This window comes from Neobacillus drentensis (assembly GCF_036962125.1).
Taxonomy (GTDB): domain Bacteria; phylum Bacillota; class Bacilli; order Bacillales; family Cytobacillaceae; genus Neobacillus; species Neobacillus drentensis_B.
On record NZ_JBALOA010000014.1, the window covers coordinates 43,088 to 48,278 of the forward strand.

At 41.5% G+C, this 5,191-nt stretch carries 5 protein-coding genes and 1 pseudogene; all 6 read left to right on the forward strand.

The genetic code is table 11. From position 1 onward, the window contains the following. Window positions 1–656, forward strand: a pseudogene (locus V7121_RS11865) (hypothetical protein); the annotation flags it as partial. Further along, window positions 643–1,632 (forward strand): phosphotransferase, encoded by a 990-nt coding sequence (locus V7121_RS11870; RefSeq protein ID WP_335496666.1) that lies wholly within the window; start codon window positions 643–645, stop codon window positions 1,630–1,632. The pseudogene V7121_RS11865 and the gene V7121_RS11870, both read left to right, overlap by 14 nt. Window positions 1,633–1,737: 105 nt before the next feature. Then, window positions 1,738–2,424: a YhcN/YlaJ family sporulation lipoprotein gene (locus V7121_RS11875; protein WP_335496664.1), complete on the forward strand. Its 687-nt coding sequence runs from the start codon at window positions 1,738–1,740 to the stop codon at window positions 2,422–2,424. A 136-nt stretch (window positions 2,425–2,560) separates the two neighbouring features. Next, entirely contained in the window at window positions 2,561–3,115 is a 555-nt protein-coding gene (locus tag V7121_RS11880; protein WP_335496662.1) for an intercompartmental signaling factor BofC, read from the forward strand. Window positions 3,116–3,468: 353 nt separating this feature from the next. Then, window positions 3,469–4,080: a Holliday junction branch migration protein RuvA gene (gene ruvA, locus V7121_RS11885; protein ID WP_335496773.1), complete on the forward strand. Its 612-nt coding sequence runs from the start codon at window positions 3,469–3,471 to the stop codon at window positions 4,078–4,080. Between the two features lie 10 nt (window positions 4,081–4,090). After that, the gene (gene ruvB / locus V7121_RS11890; RefSeq protein WP_335546665.1) at window positions 4,091–5,095 is read left to right on the forward strand and encodes a Holliday junction branch migration DNA helicase RuvB; all 1,005 of its coding nucleotides are present in this window, start codon (window positions 4,091–4,093) and stop codon (window positions 5,093–5,095) included. Window positions 5,096–5,191: the final 96 nt, after the last annotated feature.

The window sequence follows — 5,191 nt, forward strand, 5'->3', positions numbered from 1 at the left end:
AACAAATGCCGCAGGGTTATGGCCAGCCAATGCCAGGAGGCTTCGGCCAAATGCCGCAGGATTATGGCCAGCCAATGCCAGGAGGCTTCAATCAAATGCCATCTGCCTTCGGCCAAATGCCATCAGCATTTCCAATGGAAAGTCCCTCAGGTTTTGAGACAGGACAAATCTCACCTGACTTTGGACCATCACCAGTAATGCCGGGCAACATGTTTGGAAATCCTGCAATGGGAAATCCATACGGAATGGGAGCACCATATGGGCAAATGCCATTTGGATACCCACAAATGAGTGGACCCGGGGCATATATGCAGCCATCCAATTTTGGTCAAGGGTTACCAGTAGGAAGCGGCGGGGATTGTGGCTGTGGTGGAGGAGCCCCTGCGGGAATGCCGCAGCAAGCACAAATGCCGCAACAGGCACAAATGCCGCTACAGGCTCAAATGCCGCAACAAGTACCAATGCAACAGCAAGGCCCAATGCAACAACAGGCACCAATGCAACAGAACTTTGTACCGCCAACACCGCCAATTTACAGTGCGCCATATTCAGGACCTGTTAATACTGCACAGCCTCCTTATATGAATCCATATGGCATGGGGCCGGTAGGTTCAAGTCCATACGGGATGCCGGGTTACCAAGATGAGAGCCTTTAATATCACAAATAATAAAAAGGGAGACGATGATTATTTTGATCGTCTCCTCTCTTATTTTCAATCACAGTTCTATGAGAGAATTATTCAGATGGTTCCGATTCGGAAAGCTGTTATATATTTAAGAACGGAGAAAAATGCTTATGTTGTAAAAGGATATCATACCAACAGTAGACTTAGACTCCAAGAGGCCTTTACAGCCACTTTAAAAAAGGAGGGATTTGTTAAAACTTATTTATTTTTAACGCCTCCAGTGAGAGAACAGCTTTTTTTTGAAGGAACCTACTTTGGCTGTATGGAGTACATACCTCCAAATAAATCGGTATTTTCTTTCCATTCTCACAAAAATCGCCAAGAAGGTATTGAGTTATTAGAACAATTTCATCGGACCACGTCATCTTTTGAAGCCCGTTATCGTACATTAATTCCAAAAGGTCACCTCATCGAAAAGTGGGCGGAAAGATTAAATGTATTTTCAAATAATCTCCCCATTCTTGAATATTTTATAAATGAACAATTTCTAGTGGAAATGATCTCCTGGGCAGAATGGTCATTACAAGGAATGGAAAATAACCGAAGTTTTTTTCAGAAAGAGCCATCACTAATTCTCCATGGAGACGTAGCGCATCATAATTTTTTAAGGGATGCTGCGGGTCAGTTAAATCTCATTGATTTTGACTTAATTAGTCTCGGTCCTGCCTCCTTTGATTATTTACAATATGCAAACCGGATTTTACCTTACCTCGATTGGTCATTTGAACGGCTCTCAAGCCTTAAGCAAATTAAAAAATATTTGCATAACGCGGCATTTTTATATGCTTTAGCATACCCAGCTGATATTTTTCGGGAATGGAATCGAATGGTCCGTGAAAAGTCCTACACAGATCATACAAAATATAAACAAGTAATGGACTTAACAATTAGTCAGTTTTATGCTAGAAAAAAATTTATTGAAACTCTAAAGGAGTTATTAGACTGAAATCGGTTTGGAATTATCCGTCTGAATGAAATCCTCTCAAAAATAACACCCTAATAAAGAGCATGGATCATATGCTCAGGATGTTAATTGAGGGGGTTTTTTCGCTTGAAAAAGAAACAGTGGATGATTCCTCTTTCAGCAGCCGCATTGATGTTAGGGCTGGCTGGATGTGGTAATAATGACCGTGCTGGAGGTAATAATAATTCTCTAAGTCCGGTCGGATATTACTCAAATGAAAACCACCCAAGCTCAGATAACGATCTCTTTAGGGATGACGACGGAGCAATTACCGAAATGATGGACCATTCTCTAGGAGATGAGGACCAAGTAACAAACGAAGGTAAAAGAAGACAGCTGCAAACAAGAGATGAAAATGGACATCCGAAAAATCCAACAACACCTTTAGCTTCCAAAGACCGTAATTTTTTCCAGCGTGATAATCGTTTTAGTACGAGTGATATGAATTATCACGGTCATCTTAATACAAAAAACGGGAATGCAGGGGTAGCTACAGACCCTGACTTTCAGGATGATTTTTCTAATAAAGTCAGAAATCAAGTAGCCGCCATTCCCAATGTTCAAGCCGTAAGGTCAGTCGCTTATGGGAATACCATTATCGTTTCCGTCGATTTAAAAAATAACGACAAAGCTTCTGCAACCAAAAAGGCGATTAGGAGAGCTGTGAAGCCTTATGCGAATGGAAGAACAATCCAGATAATAACCGATGAGGGAACGCTTGGACGCGACCGCAATATCTATAATGACAGCCAACGGCAGCAGGGCGGTAGGTAAGTAATTCCGTCCGAGGATAAGGGTAAGGCTTTCGAGCTTTACCCTTTTTATAATGGCCAGAAGGATAAAAAGGCAAAATAAGGCTAAACTAGTACTGGATAGATTGTTCAATTTATAACAATAAGAGGTGAGTAGCATGAGGTATCATTGGATGGCCTGTTATCGGTATATTTTCGCCGGATTCGCTGTTCTTCTCTTCATGTTTATTTTTAGTGCCCAAGGAATGACCATCATTGGCCTAGCCTCCCCGATTGGAAACGATCAGAACAAAGAAAAGATAGAACCTTTCAATACGACGGTTATCTTAGAAAGGGTCTATTTGGATGGGGAAGTGAGTCAAGAAATGGTTCATGAGACAGGCTGGTCAATTGAGAATTTTTGGGCGAAGTATGACCAATGGCAGCTGGTGGACATAGATGAGTCGACTTTTGTTTTTCGCAAGCAAGTCAATGATATCTCTCCATTACTAAAAGCAAATGGCTTTTTTGGAATAACGGAGGATGGTGTATTAAGCATTTTCAATGGAAGACCGGACCAATTAAGGATCATTCAATCATTTTTTCAAATAGATATTAAGAAATTGGAAAGTACCAAACAAGAAGAACTGATTCAAGGGATTCCTATTAAAACAAAGGATCGATTTGTAGAAGTTTTAGAGACATTTAAGCCTTACACATTAAAAAAAGAATAGAAATATCACCGAATCAGACTGATGCCGCCTTCTCAGCCTGGTTTTTTTCTATTTTTTACAGTTAAAATATATGAAAATTGAACGCAATGGGCGAATTTTGAGGGTCAATGAGCGAATTCCAAACTTCAATGGGCGAATTTTGAGATTCAATGAGCGAATAATGGACTTCAATGAGCAAATTCCAATTTCCATCAGCGAATCCCGAGCTTCAATCAGCGAATCCTAAATTTCAACACACCCCCGCCCTCAAATTCCGAATAGTTTGATGTTTCGCCAAACTGCTATTTTCTTCAACTAACTTAAAATAATATGTTAGAATGAAATACAGTGCAAAATTAGGGGAGAGAATGGCAGTGTATGAATTTATTAAAGGTACCGTCGAATTTGTCGGGCCAGAATATATAGTGATCGAGAACAATGGCATTGGATATCAAATTGCAACGCCTAATCCGTTTATTTATACGGGAAAACTGGAAACAATGGTAACTGTCTATACATACCATTATGTTCGTGAGGATGTAATCGCCCTCTACGGCTTTGAAACAAGAGAAGAAAAAAAGTTGTTTACAAAATTACTAAATGTCTCAGGGATTGGTCCAAAAGGAGCGCTGGCCATCCTCGCTTCCGGAGAAGTCCAGCAGGTAGTTAACGCAATTGAAAACGAAGATGAAACCTTCCTCGTCAAATTCCCAGGTGTAGGCAAAAAAACAGCTCGGCAAATGATTCTAGATTTAAAGGGTAAATTGCAGGATATCGTGCCTGATTATTTTCCTAATTTATTTAATAGCGATCAACTTCACATACATATGCAAGCAGGCAGTTCCAACTTAGAAGAAGCAATCCTTGCCCTGAAAGCATTAGGTTATTCCGAGAAAGAAATCAAAAAGATTACACCTGAGTTAAGAAAAGAGCAAATGTCAACTGACCAATACATTAAAAAAGCCCTGCAGCGGCTTTTAAAATAGGTGATGACTCATGGAAGACCGGATTATATCCAGTGAAGTGAACGAGAACGAGTTGAGTATCGAACAAAGCCTGAGGCCGCAAACGCTAAGTCAATATATAGGACAAAATCAGGTAAAGGAAAATCTTGATATTTATATCAAGGCTGCAAAAATGCGGAAGGAAACGCTTGATCATGTGCTTCTTTATGGTCCGCCTGGATTGGGGAAAACGACACTCGCCGTCATTATCGCCAATGAAATGGGTGTGAATATCCGCACGACCTCTGGGCCGGCAATCGAAAGACCTGGTGATTTAGCTGCGATTTTAACGGCACTTGAGCCAGGGGACGTATTATTTATTGATGAAATTCACCGCTTACACAGGACGATTGAAGAGGTGCTTTACCCAGCGATGGAGGATTTTTGTCTTGATATTGTGATTGGCAAAGGGCCAAGTGCAAGGTCGGTCCGACTGGATCTCCCGCCATTTACACTTGTCGGCGCGACAACAAGGGCAGGATCTTTATCTGCACCTCTAAGAGACAGGTTTGGAGTTTTAAGTAGACTCGAGTATTATAAGGAAGACCAATTAAAGAATATTGTTCTTAGAACAGCAGAAGTGTTTGGTACTGAAATCGATGACCAGTCCGCATCGGAAATTGCCAGAAGATCAAGAGGGACCCCGAGGATTGCGAATCGTCTTCTCCGTAGGGTTAGAGATTTTGCCCAAGTTAGAGGGAATGGAACGATTGATCTTAATCTTGCGAGAGAGGCACTAGAGCTCCTCCAGGTTGACAAGCTGGGGTTAGACCATATCGACCATAAACTCTTGAAAGGTATTATAGAAAGATTCCGCGGTGGCCCCGTTGGACTCGATACGATTGCCGCCTCGATTGGGGAAGAAGCCGAAACGATTGAAGATGTATATGAACCATATTTATTACAAATTGGCTTCCTGCAAAGAACTCCCCGTGGACGGGTAGTCACTCCGCTGGTCTATCGCCATTTCGGGTTGGAAGTTCCGCCACAGAGCTAATAGTATTACACAACGTTTTCCTCATCACATAAGGAAGCATAAGCTTTGAAAGTAGTTTACTGTCTAGCTCCAGCGCCCTAGCGGCTAGTGTCCTTC

Coding starts and splice junctions, on each gene's coding strand:
- V7121_RS11880 (WP_335496662.1), top strand. CDS start 2,561: ATGAGGTATCATTGGATGGCCTGTTATCGGTATATTTTCGCCGGATTC.
- V7121_RS11870 (WP_335496666.1), top strand. CDS start 643: ATGAGAGCCTTTAATATCACAAATAATAAAAAGGGAGACGATGATTAT.
- ruvB (WP_335546665.1), top strand. CDS start 4,091: ATGGAAGACCGGATTATATCCAGTGAAGTGAACGAGAACGAGTTGAGT.